The organism is Duganella fentianensis (assembly GCF_009857835.1).
Lineage (GTDB): Bacteria > Pseudomonadota > Gammaproteobacteria > Burkholderiales > Burkholderiaceae_D > Rugamonas > Rugamonas fentianensis.
The window spans coordinates 184,589-199,825 of record NZ_WWCL01000001.1 but is presented as its reverse complement, the minus strand read 5'-3'; the positions used below and the strand labels follow the sequence as shown (position 1 = coordinate 199,825).

The window sequence follows — 15,237 nt, the reverse complement described above, 5'->3', positions numbered from 1 at the left end:
CGCAATAATGGTTCAGGCAGCGCGGGCGCTCAGCGCCTCGCCAAACAGCAGGGTAGGACGAATGGCGGCGATGTCGGCGCCACTCTGGATCAGCTTGAAGTACCACGGGCCGTCCTTGACGTCGCCATACAGCACGGCGCCCGTCAGGCGGCCACCTTTGAGTACAAGGCGCTTGTACACGCCACGGCGTGCATCGCGCAGCACCAGATCTTCGCTGCCTTCGCCGCCGATGAAATCACCGACCGAATACAGTTCCACTCCCGTCACCTTCAGGCGGGTGGGTGAAGTCTGCTGCACGTAACGCCGCACACCGGCACCGGCCAGATGGGCGCCGCACACGCGGGCCTGATCCCAGATCGGCGCGACCAGCCCGAAAGTGGCACTGCGGTGCTGCACGCATTCGCCGACAGCGTACACGCGCGGATCGTAAGTCTGCAGCGTGTCATCCACCACGATGGCGCGGTCGCAATGCAGGCCGGCCGCCTTGGCCAGCTCGATATTCGGCCGCACGCCGGCTGTCATCACCACCAGATCGGCAGGAATCACGCTGCCATCCTTGAAGCGCACGCCCGTCACGCGATCCGGTCCGACGATTTCCTCGGTCTGGGCGTTCATCAGGAACTTCAAGCCCTTGGCTTCCAGCGCTTTCTGCAGCAACTGCGCGGCAGGCTTGTCGAGCTGCTGGTTCATCAGCGCATCCGACACATGCACCACCGTGACGGACATGCCCTGACGCTGCAGGCCATTGGCCGCTTCCAGTCCCAGCAGGCCGCCACCGATGATGACGGCGTGGCGGTGATTGCGTGCCATGGCCAGCATACTTTCCACATCCTGTATGTCGCGGAAGGCCAGCACGCCTTTTAGCTGGTGGCCCGGCACGGGAATGATGAAAGGCTTGGAGCCGGTGGCAATCAGCAGGCGGTCGTAGCGCACCATCAGGCCGGAACGGGCGCGCACCACGCGGTTGCGCCGGTCGATATGCTCGACCGGATCACCGGCATGCAGGGTAATCCCGTTCTGCACATACCATTCGCGGCTGTTGATCATGATGTCGTCCATCTGCTTTTCACCAGCCAGTACGGGCGACAGCATGATGCGATTGTAGTTACCGTGCGGCTCGGCGCCAAACACGGTAATGTCGTACATCTCGGGCGCCAGCTTGAGCAGTTCCTCGACAGTGCGCATCCCTGCCATGCCGTTCCCTATCACCACCAGCGCGGGCTTGTTCATAGCCCCACCCACACTTTGCCGTCTTCGATACGGGCCGGATAGGTGTTGACCGAATGCTCGGGCGCTTCCAGGCATTCGCCCGTCTGCAGATCGAAATGCTGCTTGTAGATGGGCGAAGCCACCACGATGCGCTCGCCCACGCTGCCCACCAGCCCGCGCGACAGCACGGCAGCCTGCGAGTTGGGGTCATAGTTATCGATGGCGAACACGCGCGCTTCGCCGGCCTGCACATGGAATACGGCGATCTGGCGCTGGTTCAGCAAGGCGCACACGCCCGTATTCGGCACGATGTCGCCCAGCTGGCAGACGCTAATCCAGTTATCCGTTTGAATATCGCGATGCATAACGTTCTCCTCAGGCTGCGTTGACTGCAATCGGAATCACGCGTTTGCGCTCTTCCACCGTGGCGGGCCGGATCTGGCCGCGCTCTTCCATGAACAGGACGTTGGCATCGCCCTGATCACTGTTGACGAAGTGGCGGAAACGCTTGCGGGTCTCCGGATTCTCCACTGCTTCTTTCCATTCGCAGGCGTAGGTATCGACCACGTGCTGCATGTCCGCTTCCAGCTCGGCGCCTATGCCCAGCTTGTCGTTGACCACGACCTGCTTCAGATAATCGAGGCCGCCTTCGAGGTTTTCGCGCCAGACGCTGGTGCGTTGCAGACGGTCCGCCGTGCGGGCATAGAACATCAGGAAGCGGTCGATATAGCGCACCAGCGTGGCCTTATCGAGTTCCGTCGCCAGCAGCTCTGCGTGGCGTGGCTTCATGCCGCCGTTACCGCAAACGTAGAGGTTCCAGCCTTTTTCGGTAGCGATCACGCCCACGTCCTTGCCCTGTGCTTCGGCGCACTCGCGGGTGCAGCCCGACACGCCGAACTTGATCTTGTGCGGCGTACGCAGACCCTTGTAGCGATTCTCCAGCTCGATCGCCAGACCGATGGAATCATCCACACCGTAGCGGCACCAGGTGGAGCCGACGCAGGACTTCACCGTGCGCAGCGATTTGCCGTAGGCGTGGCCCGATTCGAAACCGGCTGCGATCAGTTCTTCCCAGATCAGCGGCAGCTGTTCGAGGCGTGCGCCGAACAGGTCGACCCGCGCACCGCCCGTAATCTTGGTGTAGAGCTGGTACTTCTTGGCCACCATGCCCACCGCGATCAGACCATCGGCCGTGACCTCGCCGCCCGGCATACGGGGCACCACGGAATAAGTACCATCCTTCTGGATATTGCCGAGGAAGTAGTCATTGGTATCCTGCAGGCTGGCGTGTTCCTTCTTCAGCACGAAGTCATTCCACACGGTGGCCAGCATGTTCGCGGCCAGCGGTTTGCAGATGTCGCAGCCCAGACCCTTGCCGTGCTTGTCCAGCAGGTCGGCGAAGGTTTTAATCTGGCCGACTTTAATCAAGTGGAACAGCTCCTGACGCGAATGGGCAAAGTGTTCGCACACATGGTTGTTGACTTCCATGCCCTGCTTCTTCATCTCTGCCTTCATCACCTGCGTAACCAGCGGCACGCAGCCACCGCACGAGGTACCGGCACCGGTGCAGCTTTTCAGGTCCGCCACATTGGTCACGCCACCGGCCACTGCCGAACACAGCGCGCCTTTGCTGACATCGTTGCAGGAGCAGATCTGCGCCGTTTCCGGCAGCGCGTCCACACCCAGCGCCGGTTTGGCTGCGCCATCGGACTGCGGCAATATCAGGAACTCGGGCGATTCCGGCAGCTCGATTTTGTTCAGCATCATCTGCAGCAGCGTGCCGTATTCACTGGCGTCGCCCACCATCACGCCGCCGAGCAGATATTTGCCGCAATCGGACACCACGATCTTCTTGTAGATCTGTTTGCGCTCGTCGGTAAACTGGTAGGAACGGCTGCCTTCCACCTTGCCGTGCGGGTCACCGATACTGGCGACGTCCACGCCCATCAGTTTCAGCTTGGTGCTCATGTCGGCACCGGCGAATTCGGCCGCCTCGCCCAGTATGTGTTTGGCGGCCACGCGCGCCATTTCGTAGCCGGGTGCCACCAGACCGAAAGTCAGGCCGCCCCATAGCGCACACTCGCCGATAGCGTAGACGTTCGGATCGGAGGTCACGCAGTTGTTGTTGATTTCGATGCCGCCGCGCGGGCCGATCGTCAGGCCGCTTTCACGCGCCAGCATGTCGCGTGGACGGATACCGGCCGAGAACACGATCATGTCGGCATCCAGATGGCTGCCGTCCGCGAACTCCATGCGGTGGGTGCCTTCCACGCCATCCACAATCGCCGTGGTGTTCTTGCCCGTGTGGACGGTTACGCCCAGCTCTTCGATCTTGCGACGCAGTACGCGGCCACCGCCGTCATCCACCTGCACCGCCATCAGGCGCGGCGAGAATTCCACCACATGGGTTTCCAGATGCATGTCGCGCAACGCCTTGGCGCATTCGAGGCCCAGCAGACCGCCGCCGATTACCACGCCCGTTTTGGCGCGCTGGCCGCATTCCAGCATGGCTTCCAGATCTTCGATGGTACGGTAGACGAAGCAGTCCTTGCGCTCCTTGCCCGGCAGTGGTGGCACAAACGGATAAGAACCCGTGGCGATCACCAGCTTGTCGTAGTCGAGCACATTGCCATCCGCCGTGGTGACGTTCCTGTTGACGATGTCGATCTGGGTGGCACGGGTATTCAGGCGCAGCGCCAGATTGTCGCGCTCGAAGAAGCCCGGCTTCACCAGCGACAGGTCCTGCGCCGATTTACCCGAGAAGAATTCGGACAGATGCACGCGGTCATAGGCCGGACGTGGCTCTTCGCACAGCACCGTCACTTGCAGATTGCTGATATCGCTCTGAGCCAGCGTTTCCAGGAATTTGTGGCCGACCATGCCGTGACCGATAACGATGATTTTCATGATTGCTGTTCCTCTTATGGGTGTTAGACTGCCAGCTTGGCGGCGACGATAGCTTCTTCTTCCGTGCTGCTGCTGAAGCGGGCGGCCAGTGCGCACAGGGCCGATGCTGCAACCACCACGCCCAGCACCGTCAACGTTTGCTGGGTATTGCCCAGTCCTTTCATCAGGAAACCGGCTGCGACGGCGCCCACATTGCCGCCTGCACCGATGATGCCGGCCACGCCACCGAGAGCACGCTTGTCGACGAAAGGCACGATGGCGTAGGTAGCGCCGCAGGCCATGTGGGTGAACAGGCCAAACCCCAGCATGGAAGCTATGGCCAGCGTCACATCGCCAGCGTGAGCGAACATCAGCAGGCCGGCGCCTTCGCCCAGCATCAGCACGAACAGCAGCGTGATGCGCTTGTTCAGCGAGCCGCTGGCGGCCAGCTTGTCCGAGGCCCAGCCACCGAGTGCACGGCCGAACAGCGCCAGCAGACCGAAGCTGCCCGCTGCCATGCCGGCCTGCGCCAGCGACAGCTTGAAGTGATCGACGTAGTAGATGGCAGCGATGTTGTGAATGAAGATTTCGATGCCGAAGCAGGCACCGTAGGTGATGAACAGCAGCCAGACGCGGTGGTTGGCGGCGGCACGCTTGAAGCTATCCCATGCACCACCTTTGGCATCACTGTATTTGCCGCCTTCGATGGCAATGCCGGCAGCGCGCAGTTCCAGATAGTTCCCTTGCGGGCAGTCCTGCGTATAGCGGTAGTACACACCGGCCATGATGATCATCAGTACGCCCGGTACGATCAGGGCGGCGCGCCAGCCCAGCGTTTCGCTCACGCCCAGCATAATCATGGCAGCCATCAGCAGCGGCATCACGGCTTGCGCCACGCCGCCACCTGCATTACCCCAGCCTGCGGCAGCCGCATTGGCCGTGCCGACCACTTTAGGGCCGAACATCACCGAGGTGTGGTACTGGGTGATCACGAAGCTGGCACCAGCGGCGCCGATACCGAGACGGAAGAACAAAAAGCTCTCATAGCTCTGGGCAAAGGCCACGCCGATCACGGGAATCGAGCCGACCAGCAGCAAGCCAGTATAGGTCAGGCGCGGACCGAAGCGGTCGCACAGGGGGCCGACGATCAGGCGTACGAGGATGGTGATGGCCACCGCAGCGATATTGATGTTGGCAATCTGGGCCACGCTCAGACCGAATTCGCCCTTAATCACGGGCATCAGCGGAGCGCAGGCAAACCACGCGAAGAAGCAGACGAAGAATGCCATCCACGTCAGATGAAACGCCCGCATCGAAGGCGACGACATGGTGAAGAGTTGGATGCTGTGAGCTTTGCTGGCCATTTTCTATCCCGTTCAGAAAACAAAAAGGCGTCCGCGCAACCACAGTCAAAAAGACCGGGTTGGGCGGACGCCGTTGTCCTGCCAGCCCGTCTTTAGGCCAGCGTTGTATTCGGGGGGATCGCCGTTGATCCCTTACCCTGAGTATTGCAAGAGCCGTGCCAACTTGGGGGAAGCCACGGCGCTAGAGGGAAATCAGGCTGTCAGCGCTAATTTGATCGGTTCCCTGCACCGCAACTGCTAGCTGGCGGTGCAGGCGCGCACTTTATCGGTGCACCATTAGCGGGCGGTTGCGGTGCAGGCGGACACCGGCACCTGCACCAGCTCCTGCCATGCCTCGGCACAGCGCACCACATCGCCGATAACGATGATGGAGGGGCTACCAAGGCCGCTATCGTGCAGCGTCTGCGGCAGCTGGCCCAGCGTAGTCACGATCTGGCGCTGCTGTACACGCGTGGCCGACTGCACCACGGCCACGGGCAAGGTGAGCGCCGCGCCACCGGCCAGCAGGCCAGCCTGTATGGACTCCACCCGCGCCACGCCCATATAGATCACCAGCGTGAGGCCGCTCTGCGCCAGCGCCGCCCAGTTAGGCTCCGACTGTTCATCCTTGCCATGGCCGGTAACAAAGATTGCGCCCTGGCTCCAGTCGCGATGGGTCAGCGGCACGCCTATGCTGGCCGGTGCCGCCACGCCGCTGCTAATGCCGGGCACCACCTCGACGGCAATGCCATGCGCCTGCAGCGTGGCGCGTTCCTCGCCGCCACGGCCGAACAGATACGGGTCGCCGCCCTTGAGACGCACCACCTGCTGGCCGGCGCGCGCTTCGGCCACCATCAGCCGCTCGATGAATTCCTGCGGCGTGGAGGCGCAGCCGCCGCGCTTACCCACCTGTATTACCCGCGCGGTAGCCGGTGCGTACTCCAGTATGGTGGGGTTGACCAGATCATCGATCAGCACCACGTCGGCCTGCTGTATGGCGCGTACTGCCTTGATGGTCAGCAGTTCCGGATCGCCCGGCCCTGCACCTACCAGTGTTACCTTGCCCATGCTGCTCTCCCTATTCTGCTGCGGCCAGCGCGGTCGCGATCATCTGGTCGATTTCGCCCGAGATGTTAGACATCACGCCGGCGACCACGGAAAATTCCACGCCTGCCCGTCCAGCCCGCGCTGCCACGATGCGCGCATTGAAAGCCACCATGCGCGCTTCGCGGTTGATAGTTTCGATATCGCTGATCACGCTGCGCAGCTGCCGCTTCATCTGGCGTGCATGCAGGCGTGACTGCTCCTCGTAGATGGCGGTGATCTGGTTCAGTACGTCCAGTGTGGGCGTGGTCTGCTGCACCAGCTCCGCTTGCAGTGCCTGTGCCTCGGCGCTAGCCGTTTCGATGGCGCGCAAGGTGCGCTCTGCCAGATCGGCAAAAGCGCGGATCTTGCGGTCGCCTTCCTCCTGACCGAAATAGGCGCGCTGCAGCTCCGGACAGAACACGCCGGGCAGACCGTCGCTTTCTTCCAGCAAGGCCTGATGGGCATTGCGGAACAGACCCAGTGCTTCGCGCGCAACGGCCAGACTGGCTTCTTCTCCCTGCAGGGCCAGCAGCGCATACAGCACGATACGTTGCGAAGTGAAGCGGCGGCGGCCCGACAGATTGATCATCGCGCCGAATACTTCTCCCGACAGCGGCCGTGCTGATCTGGCTGCCAGCGCTGCAGCATAATCCGGCGCGCCCATTACGCTGCCTCTTTCGCAGGGTGGGCCTGTTTGCGGTACAGGAATTCCAGCACCGCGCTGCGATACTCGGCATAACGCGCATCCTGCGCCAGCGCCACGCGGTCGCGCGGGTGCTCGAGCTGCACTTCGACGATCTCGCCTATGGTGGCAGCGGGGCCGTTGGTCAGCATGACGATGCGGTCCGACAGCAGCACGGCTTCGTCCACATCGTGCGTCACCATCACCACGGTGGACTGGGTGGCGGCAACGATCTTCAGCAGTTCGTCCTGCAGGTGGGCGCGGGTCAGCGCGTCGAGTGCGCCGAACGGTTCGTCCATCAGCAGCACTTTAGGCTCCATCGCCAGCGCACGGGCGATGCCCACGCGCTGCTTCATGCCGCCCGATATCTCGTGCGGCCGCTTGCTCTCGGCCGCCGTCAGGCCTACCAGCGCCAGCGCACGCATGGTGCGTTCACGTAGCTGGGCGGCCGTCTCCGTTTTGCCGAACACGCGCTCGACGCCGAGGTAGATGTTTTCATAGCAGGTCAGCCATGGCAGCAGCGAGTGGTTCTGGAACACCACGGCACGCTCGGGTGCTGGGCCAGCGATTTCGCGGTTGGCGCATAACAGCACGCCTTCCGTAGGCCTGGTCAGCCCTGCAATCAGATTGAGTAGCGTCGATTTGCCGCAGCCCGAGTGACCGATCAGGGTAATGAACTCGCCCTTGCGTACCTTCAGGTTAATCTCGCGCAGAGCGTGGAATACCCCTTTCCTGGTATGGAATACCATCTCCACGCCTTCGATATCGATGAATTTTGCGTCGTCCATGAGATCCGCCTTTCCTTAGTTGGCTACCTGTTCGTAGCTGAATGCGCGTGCCAGTGCAACCAGTGCCTGTTCCAGCAACAGCCCCACTACGCCGATCGCCACGATGGCGATGATGATGTGCGGTACATTCAGGTTGTTCCACTCATCCCAGACCCAGAAGCCTATGCCTACGCCGCCGGTCAGCATTTCTGCCGCCACGATCACCAGCCATGCGGTGCCGATGGACAGGCGCACGCCCGTCAGAATGTAAGGCAGGGCCGATGGCAGCAGGATCTTGGTCAGCACCTTCCACTCCGACAGATTGAGCACGCGCGCCACGTTCATATAATCCTGCGGCACCCGCTGCACGCCTACCGCCGTATTGATAATCATGGGCCAGATCGAGCAGATGAAGATGGACCAGATGGCGGCAGGGTTGGCCGACTTGAACACCAGCAGACCGATAGGCAGCCAGGCCAGCGGCGAGACGGGCTTGAGCAGGCTGATCATCGGCCCCACCATGCTGCCGACGAAAGGCACGCGGCCGATCAGAAAGCCCAACGGGATACCGACCAGCGCAGCCAGCCCGAAGCCCACCGCCACGCGCTGCAGCGAGGCGAGGATGTTCCAGCCTATGCCCTGATCATTCGGGCTATTGCGGTAGAACGGATCCAAGAACAGCGTCACGGCCTCATGCCAGGTCGCCAGCGGCGTGGGAAAGTTGCTGTTCTTGATGGTGATGATCTGCCAGACCAGCACCAGCAGCGCTGCGCCCAGCAACGGCGCGATCACCTTGACGGCTGCTGCCGACACCTGTTCGCGTGCACGGGCTACCGAGTTGACCTTGAGCGCAGGGCGAGGACGGCGCACCGGCACCTCCACGGGTAGTGCGGTTTCGGGTTTCAGCATGGCGTTCATGGCATTCCCTTTCAGGCTTTGATTTTGAACGAGGCGGCGTAGGCTTTCGGGTTCTTGCCGTCCCACACGGAACCATCCATCAGCTTGGAGCTACGCAGCGGGCTTTTCGGCAGCGGCGTCTTGGTCATGGTGGCAGCGTCCTTGTACAGGTCGATCTGGTTGACGGCCGTGGCCACTGCCAGATAATCAGGATCGTCCTTCAGCAGGCCCCAGCGGCGATGCTGGGTCATGAACCACATGCCATCCGACAGATACGGGAAGTTGACCAGGCCGTCGTTGTAGAACTTCATGTAGTTGGCATCGTCCCAGGTCTTGCCCAGACCATTCTGGTAGCGGCCCATGATGCGCTGGTCGATGGCATCCTTGCTGGTGTTGACGTAGGACTTGTCGGCGATGACTTCGGCCATGCGGTTCTTGTTGGCCAGCGAAGCATCGATCCATTTGCCGGCTTCCAGTATGGCGGCCATCATGGCGCGGCAGGTGTTCGGGTATTTTTTGGCAAATTCCAGCGTGGTGCCCAGCACCTTCTCCGGATGGTCGCGCCAGATATCCTGCGTGGTGGTGGCGGTAATGCCTACGCCATCCATGATGGCGCGGTGGCCCCATGGTTCGCCTACGCAGAAGCCATCCATATTACCGACGCGCATATTGGCTACCATCTGCGGCGGCGGCACGGTAATCACCTTGGCATCCTTGAGCGGGTTGATGCCGTTGGCGGCCAGCCAGTAGTACAGCCACATGGCGTGGGTGCCGGTCGGGAAAGTCTGGGCGAAGGTGTATTCGCGCTTGTCGGTCTGCATCAGCTTGTTGAGCGAAGCGCCATCCACGGCGCCCTTATCGGCCAGCTTCTTGGAAAGAGTGATGGCCTGACCATTGTTGTTCAGGCCCATCAGCACCGCCATATCCTTCTTCTGGCCGCCTATGCCCATCTGCACGCCGTACAGCAGGCCGTACAGCACGTGGGCGGCATCGAGGTCGCCATTGGCCAGTTTGTCGCGCACGCCGGCCCATGAGGCTTCCTTGCTCAGCACGAACTTCACGCCATATTTCTTGTCCAGCCCCAGCACCGAGGCCATCACCACAGAGGCGCAGTCGGTCAGCGGAATAAAGCCGATTTTGACTTCTTCCTTTTCCGGTTTATCCGAACCAGCCGCCCACACGCCACCTGTTGCCAATCCCAGCATACTTCCTCCCGCTACCAGTCCTGCACCATGAATCATGCTCTGCACCACTGCCCGCCGCTTCACGTTCACCTCGGTCTCAGGCGCTGCGTCGATTGGTGTCTGCTTTTTTTCCATGGCTATCCTCGTCTAGTCCGTGTCTGCACAAAAAAAAACGCCCACCCACACGCAAGCCACAAGCTCGGTGTACGGTAGACGTCGTTGTCTGGTGTACTCCACCGCCGTTGGCAGAGTGCATAAGCGCATCGTTGCGCTTGTCCTAGACTATGCAATGACTGTGCCAGCCATGCTGCAGGGGGATAACAGGGGGATTAGCAAACGGCAAGGAAGCCAGCCTAGGCGCGCCATGCCGCCCCATGGCGCAAAAAACGCACCGCCATTGCGCAGTGCATCATTTATGGGCGCCGGGCTTAACCCAGCAAGTCTTCCACGTCAAGGATGCGCTGGGCCACCTCGGACAGCTTGAGGTTCTTGCTCATGGCCATGCTGCGCAGGCGCTGGTAGGCCTGCTCCTCGCTATAGTTCTGGCGCGACATTAGCAAGCCCTTGGCCCGCTCGATCAGCTTGCGCTCGGCCAGCTTGCTCTTGGTATCGGATAGTTCGTCCAGCAGCTTCTGCTCGCGTTTGAAGCGGGCCAGCGCCACCTGCAGCACGGGCTTGATGCGCTCGCTATGCAGGCCGGCCACGATATAGGCCGACACGCCAGCCGCCACGGCGGCCTCCATGCTGGCCGTATCCTCGCTTTCCGTGAACATCACGATGGGGCGGCGCTCGTCGCGCGTGGCGATGACAATGTGCTCGAGCACATCGCGCGCGTCGGATTCGGCATCGACGATGATCATATCGGGCTGCAGCTGGGCGATGCGCTCGGGCAGATACATGTCGGGCGGTAGAGAAGCGATGATGTCATAGCCGGCCTCCAGCAGGCCGATGCGCAGCGCACGGGCGCGCTCGGTCTGGGCCTGCAGGGCCGGATCATCTTCGTCACCCGCCAGAATGACGGGATTGACAACCACGATGCGTAAATGTTTCATGGTCGGTAGTGGTGCGTAATAAGGTTCATGCCCCACAATGAAGCAAGAATCACTCCTGCTTCACGCAAATGCCCGTTCAGACGCTTGCTACCGCGTATTTGGCCAGCCGCTCGGCCACCCGTGGCGCCAGTTCGTCGCTGCCCGTGACGGTCATCTGCAGGTCGTGCAGCTTGCCGTCTTTCAGGCCGTACACCCAGCCGTGCACCGTCACCTGCTGGCCGCGCTCCCACGCGTCCTGCACGATGGTAGTCTGGCACACGTTCTGCACCTGTTCCACCACATTCAGCTCGCACAGGCGTTCGGAACGCTTGTTGGTCTCGACGATCTCGCCCAGATAGCGCTCGTGCTTCTGGTTCACGTCCTGCACATGGCGTAGCCAGTTATCGGCCAGCCCCACGCGGGTGCCGACCATGGCCGCATGCACGCCCTTGCAGCCGTAATGGCCCACGATGATCACGTGCTTTACCTTCAGCACGTCGATGGCGAACTGCAGCACGGACAGGCAGTTCAGATCCGTATGCACGACCACATTGGCAATATTACGGTGCACGAACACGTCGCCCGGCGCCAGACCCAGCAGCTCGTTCGCCGGCACGCGGCTATCGGAGCAGCCTATCCACAGGTATTCAGGCGAGGCCTGCTGCGCCAGGCGTTTGAAGAATTCGGGATCGCGTTCGATTTCCGATTCGGCCCAGCGGCGGTTGTTGGCCAGCAGACCACTCAGGGGCGACGTACTAATGTCCAGATCACTCATCATATTCCTCTCGTACATAAGAAGACCGCCGTACTGCACCATAGCAGGACGGCGGTCCGATTTTAGCAGGACGGGTAAAGTAGCACTTACTCGAAGAAGTCCTTCACCTTGTCACGCCATGTTTTGGTCTGCGGGCTGTGTTTGGCGCCGCCTTCCGTGGTCGATTTTTCGAAATCGCGCAGCAGTTCCTTCTGCTTGTCCGTCAGTTTGACGGGGGTTTCTACCGCCACATGGCAGAACAGATCGCCCGCAAAACCCGAACGTACGCCCTTGATACCCTTGCCTTTAAGGCGGAAAGTCTTGCCCGACTGGGTACCTTCCGGCACGGTGAAGGCCACCTTGCCATTCAGGGTAGGCACTTCGATTTCGCCACCCAGGGCTGCCTTGGCAAACGAAATCGGCATTTCGCAATGCAGATCGTCGCCTTCGCGCTGGAATACGGCGTGCGGCTTGATATGGATTTCCACATACAGGTCGCCCGACGGCCCGCCATTGGTACCCGGTTCGCCGTTGCCGGACGAGCGGATACGCATGCCGTTGTCGATACCGACCGGAATTTTCACTTCCAGCGTCTTGTTACGCTTGATGCGGCCCTGACCCGAGCAGGCTGCGCATGGCTCGGGAATGATCTTGCCCGTGCCGTGGCACTTGGGGCAGGTCTGCTGGATGCTGAAGAAGCCCTGCTGCATACGCACCTGACCGTGACCGGCACAGGTCGAGCAGGTCACCGGCGACGTGCCGGGCTTGGCGCCCGTGCCGCTGCAGGTATCGCACTTGTCCCACGACGGTACGCGGATGGTGGTGTCGAAACCGTGCGCTGCCTGTTCCAGCGTAATTTCCAGGTTGTAGCGCAAGTCGGCGCCACGGTAGACCTGCGGGCCCGAGCTGCGGCCACGGCCACCGCCGAAAATATCGCCGAAAATATCGCCGAAGGCATCACCGAAGCCGCCTGCACCGCCAAAGCCGCCTCCGCCGCCCATGTTAGGATCGACGCCAGCGTGACCATAACGGTCGTACGCATCGCGCTTCTCCGGATTGGTCAGCATCTCGTAGGCTTCTTTGACTTCCTTGAATTTTTCTTCCGACTCTTTGCTATCCGGATTACGGTCCGGATGGTACTTCATCGCCAGCTTGCGGTAAGCCTTTTTGATCTCGTCTTCCGACGCGTTCTTGGCGACGCCTAGTACTTCGTAGAAATCTCGCTTTGCCATCTTGTCGGCACCTTGCTGTAGTTATTACGGGTGTAGACCTCCGGCGCAGCGAACTGCGCCAGAAAAATGCTCTACTGATTATGCTAAAAAGCCGAGCCGGTACCGCTTACACGGCCGATGGCTCGGCGCTCGTCGTCCCCGCGCTGTGGCGGGGATGGCGATCTTACTTGCTGTCTTTTACTTCTTTGAAGTCAGCGTCTACCACGTCGTCCTGCTGTGGCTTGGCCTGTTCGCCAGCGTGGGCGCCGCCTTCGGCACCAGCGCCACCAGCAGCTTGCTGGGCTTGCATGTCAGCGTACATCTTCTCGCCCAGTTTCTGCGAAGCGGTCGACAGGGCAGCCACTTTGGCGTCGATGTCGGCTTTATCGCCAGCCTTGATCGAACCTTCCAGTTCGGTGATGGCCGCTTCGATCTTCTCTTTCTCGCCAGCTTCCAGCTTGTCGCCGTATTCGGTCAGCGATTTGCGGGTCGAGTGCACCAGTGCATCTGCCTGGTTGCGCGATTCGGCCAGCTCTTTCACTTTCTTGTCTTCTTCGGCGTTCAGCTCGGCGTCCTTCACCATCTTCTGGATCTCTTCTTCGGTCAGACCGGAGTTCGCCTTGATGGTGATCTTGTTTTCCTTGCCGGTGGCCTTGTCTTTCGCGCCGACGTGCAGAATGCCGTTGGCGTCGATGTCGAAGGTCACTTCGATCTGCGGGGTGCCGCGTGCTGCTGGCGGGATACCTTCCAGATTGAATTCGCCCAGACCTTTGTTACCGGCAGCGATTTCGCGCTCACCCTGATAAACCTTGATGGTCACGGCTGGCTGGTTGTCGTCAGCGGTCGAGAACACTTGCGAGAACTTGGTAGGAATCGTGGTGTTCTTGTGTATCATCTTGGTCATCACGCCGCCCAGGGTTTCGATACCCAGCGACAGCGGGGTCACGTCCAGCAGCAGCAGGTCTTTGCGGTCGCCCGACAGCACCGAGCCCTGAATCGCAGCACCAACGGCCACGGCTTCGTCAGGGTTCACGTCTTTACGTGGGTCTTTGCCGAAGAACTCTTTAACTTTTTCCTGCACCTTAGGCATACGGGTCATACCGCCGACCAGAATGATGTCGTCGATGTCCGAAACCTTCACGCCCGCATCCTTGATGGCGGTGCGGCATGGCTCGATGGTGGCGTTGATCAGCTCTTCCACCAGCGATTCCAGCTTGGCGCGGGTCATCTTCAGGGTCAGGTGGACCGGTGCGCCGTTCGCCATGGCGATGTACGGCTCGTTGATTTCGGTCTGCTGCGAGGACGACAGTTCGATCTTGGCGCGCTCGGCCGAAGCTTTGATACGCTGCAGAGCGATAGGATCTTTTTTCAGATCCAGGCCGTTGATCTTCTTGAACTCTTCGATGATGTAGTCGATCACGCGCTGGTCGAAGTCTTCACCGCCGAGGAAGGTGTCGCCGTTGGTCGACAGCACTTCGAACTGTTTCTCGCCATCGACGTCAGCGATTTCGATGATCGATACGTCGAAGGTACCGCCGCCCAGGTCATACACGGCGATCTTGCGGTCGCCCTTGTCGGTCTTGTCCAGACCGAAAGCCAGCGCAGCAGCGGTTGGTTCGTTGATGATACGTTTGACGTCCAGACCAGCGATACGGCCGGCGTCTTTGGTGGCCTGACGCTGCGAGTCGTTGAAGTAGGCTGGCACGGTGATCACGGCTTCGGTGACTTCTTCACCGAGGTAGTCTTCTGCCGTTTTCTTCATTTTGCGCAGCACTTCTGCGGAAATCTGTGGTGGCGCCAGTTTCTTGTCGCGCACGCCGATCCATGCGTCGCCGTTGTCGGCTTTCATGATCGAGTAAGGCATCAGACCAATGTCTTTCTGCACTTCTTTTTCTTCGAATTTACGGCCGATCAGACGCTTGACCGCGAACAGGGTGTTCTTAGGATTGGTCACTGCCTGACGTTTTGCAGGGGAACCCACCAGAATTTCGCCATCTTCTTGATAAGCAATGATCGATGGCGTGGTACGCGCGCCTTCCGCGTTTTCGATCACTTTTGGCTGACCGTTTTCCATGATGGAAACGCAGGAATTCGTGGTTCCCAGATCGATACCGATAATTTTGCCCATGATGTTCTTCCTATTATGCTTTAAGTTTCAGATGCTACGAATATGTGGAATAGCTGTTT

Annotated in this window: 13 protein-coding genes; all 13 read right to left on the bottom strand. The window is 60.6% G+C overall.

The features are described 5' to 3' along the window. Positions 1-12 precede the first annotated feature (12 nt). On the bottom strand, positions 13-1,230 hold the full coding sequence (locus tag GTP23_RS00920; RefSeq protein WP_161033475.1) for an NAD(P)/FAD-dependent oxidoreductase: 1,218 nt from the start codon (positions 1,228-1,230) through the stop codon (positions 13-15). Next, positions 1,227-1,574 carry a nitrite reductase small subunit NirD gene (gene nirD, locus GTP23_RS00915; RefSeq protein ID WP_155432710.1) on the bottom strand — a complete coding sequence of 116 codons (348 nt, stop codon included), beginning with the start codon at positions 1,572-1,574 and terminating at the stop codon, positions 1,227-1,229. Before nirD ends, GTP23_RS00920 begins: the two co-directional genes overlap by 4 nt. A gap of 10 nt (positions 1,575-1,584) precedes the next feature. After that, the gene (nirB, locus tag GTP23_RS00910; protein ID WP_161033474.1) at positions 1,585-4,116 is read right to left on the bottom strand and encodes a nitrite reductase large subunit NirB; all 2,532 of its coding nucleotides are present in this window, start codon (positions 4,114-4,116) and stop codon (positions 1,585-1,587) included. Between the two features lie 23 nt (positions 4,117-4,139). Then, the gene (locus tag GTP23_RS00905) at positions 4,140-5,459 is read right to left on the bottom strand and encodes an MFS transporter (RefSeq protein WP_161033473.1); all 1,320 of its coding nucleotides are present in this window, start codon (positions 5,457-5,459) and stop codon (positions 4,140-4,142) included. A 276-nt stretch (positions 5,460-5,735) separates the two neighbouring features. Next, a complete protein-coding gene (cobA, locus tag GTP23_RS00900; RefSeq protein ID WP_161033472.1) occupies positions 5,736-6,506 on the bottom strand; it encodes a uroporphyrinogen-III C-methyltransferase in 771 nt (256 codons plus the stop codon). A 10-nt stretch (positions 6,507-6,516) separates the two neighbouring features. Continuing rightward, positions 6,517-7,188, bottom strand: coding sequence for a methyl-accepting chemotaxis protein (locus GTP23_RS00895; RefSeq protein WP_161033471.1), 672 nt, complete (start codon positions 7,186-7,188; stop codon positions 6,517-6,519). Then, a complete protein-coding gene (locus GTP23_RS00890) occupies positions 7,188-7,994 on the bottom strand; it encodes an ABC transporter ATP-binding protein (protein WP_161033470.1) in 807 nt (268 codons plus the stop codon). The genes GTP23_RS00895 and GTP23_RS00890 overlap by 1 nt, the downstream gene beginning before the upstream one ends. 15 nt (positions 7,995-8,009) lie before the next feature. Beyond that, positions 8,010-8,891: a nitrate ABC transporter permease gene (gene ntrB, locus GTP23_RS00885; RefSeq protein WP_161033469.1), complete on the bottom strand. Its 882-nt coding sequence runs from the start codon at positions 8,889-8,891 to the stop codon at positions 8,010-8,012. An 11-nt stretch (positions 8,892-8,902) separates the two neighbouring features. After that, positions 8,903-10,111 (bottom strand): CmpA/NrtA family ABC transporter substrate-binding protein, encoded by a 1,209-nt coding sequence (locus tag GTP23_RS00880; protein WP_308494793.1) that lies wholly within the window; start codon positions 10,109-10,111, stop codon positions 8,903-8,905. 371 nt (positions 10,112-10,482) lie between these two features. Continuing rightward, positions 10,483-11,106: an ANTAR domain-containing response regulator gene (locus GTP23_RS00875; RefSeq protein ID WP_155432703.1), complete on the bottom strand. Its 624-nt coding sequence runs from the start codon at positions 11,104-11,106 to the stop codon at positions 10,483-10,485. A gap of 76 nt (positions 11,107-11,182) precedes the next feature. Then, positions 11,183-11,860 carry a carbonate dehydratase gene (gene can / locus GTP23_RS00870; protein ID WP_161034567.1) on the bottom strand — a complete coding sequence of 226 codons (678 nt, stop codon included), beginning with the start codon at positions 11,858-11,860 and terminating at the stop codon, positions 11,183-11,185. 86 nt (positions 11,861-11,946) lie between these two features. Further along, on the bottom strand, positions 11,947-13,071 hold the full coding sequence (gene dnaJ / locus GTP23_RS00865) for a molecular chaperone DnaJ (protein ID WP_155432702.1): 1,125 nt from the start codon (positions 13,069-13,071) through the stop codon (positions 11,947-11,949). 163 nt (positions 13,072-13,234) lie between these two features. Next, the gene (gene dnaK / locus GTP23_RS00860; RefSeq protein ID WP_161033468.1) at positions 13,235-15,178 is read right to left on the bottom strand and encodes a molecular chaperone DnaK; all 1,944 of its coding nucleotides are present in this window, start codon (positions 15,176-15,178) and stop codon (positions 13,235-13,237) included. Between the last annotated feature and the right edge of the window lie 59 nt (positions 15,179-15,237).

Bases quoted from the DNA above. Each gene is read 5' to 3' on its own strand.
- dnaK (WP_161033468.1), bottom strand. From the start codon at position 15,178: ATGGGCAAAATTATCGGTATCGATCTGGGAACCACGAATTCCTGCGTT.
- GTP23_RS00875 (WP_155432703.1), bottom strand. From the start codon at position 11,106: ATGAAACATTTACGCATCGTGGTTGTCAATCCCGTCATTCTGGCGGGT.
- cobA (WP_161033472.1), bottom strand. From the start codon at position 6,506: ATGGGCAAGGTAACACTGGTAGGTGCAGGGCCGGGCGATCCGGAACTG.
- GTP23_RS00895 (WP_161033471.1), bottom strand. From the start codon at position 7,188: ATGGGCGCGCCGGATTATGCTGCAGCGCTGGCAGCCAGATCAGCACGG.
- can (WP_161034567.1), bottom strand. From the start codon at position 11,860: ATGAGTGATCTGGACATTAGTACGTCGCCCCTGAGTGGTCTGCTGGCC.
- nirB (WP_161033474.1), bottom strand. From the start codon at position 4,116: ATGAAAATCATCGTTATCGGTCACGGCATGGTCGGCCACAAATTCCTG.
- ntrB (WP_161033469.1), bottom strand. From the start codon at position 8,891: ATGAACGCCATGCTGAAACCCGAAACCGCACTACCCGTGGAGGTGCCG.
- nirD (WP_155432710.1), bottom strand. From the start codon at position 1,574: ATGCATCGCGATATTCAAACGGATAACTGGATTAGCGTCTGCCAGCTG.
- GTP23_RS00880 (WP_308494793.1), bottom strand. From the start codon at position 10,111: ATGATTCATGGTGCAGGACTGGTAGCGGGAGGAAGTATGCTGGGATTG.
- GTP23_RS00890 (WP_161033470.1), bottom strand. From the start codon at position 7,994: ATGGACGACGCAAAATTCATCGATATCGAAGGCGTGGAGATGGTATTC.
- GTP23_RS00905 (WP_161033473.1), bottom strand. From the start codon at position 5,459: ATGGCCAGCAAAGCTCACAGCATCCAACTCTTCACCATGTCGTCGCCT.
- GTP23_RS00920 (WP_161033475.1), bottom strand. From the start codon at position 1,230: ATGAACAAGCCCGCGCTGGTGGTGATAGGGAACGGCATGGCAGGGATG.
- dnaJ (WP_155432702.1), bottom strand. From the start codon at position 13,071: ATGGCAAAGCGAGATTTCTACGAAGTACTAGGCGTCGCCAAGAACGCG.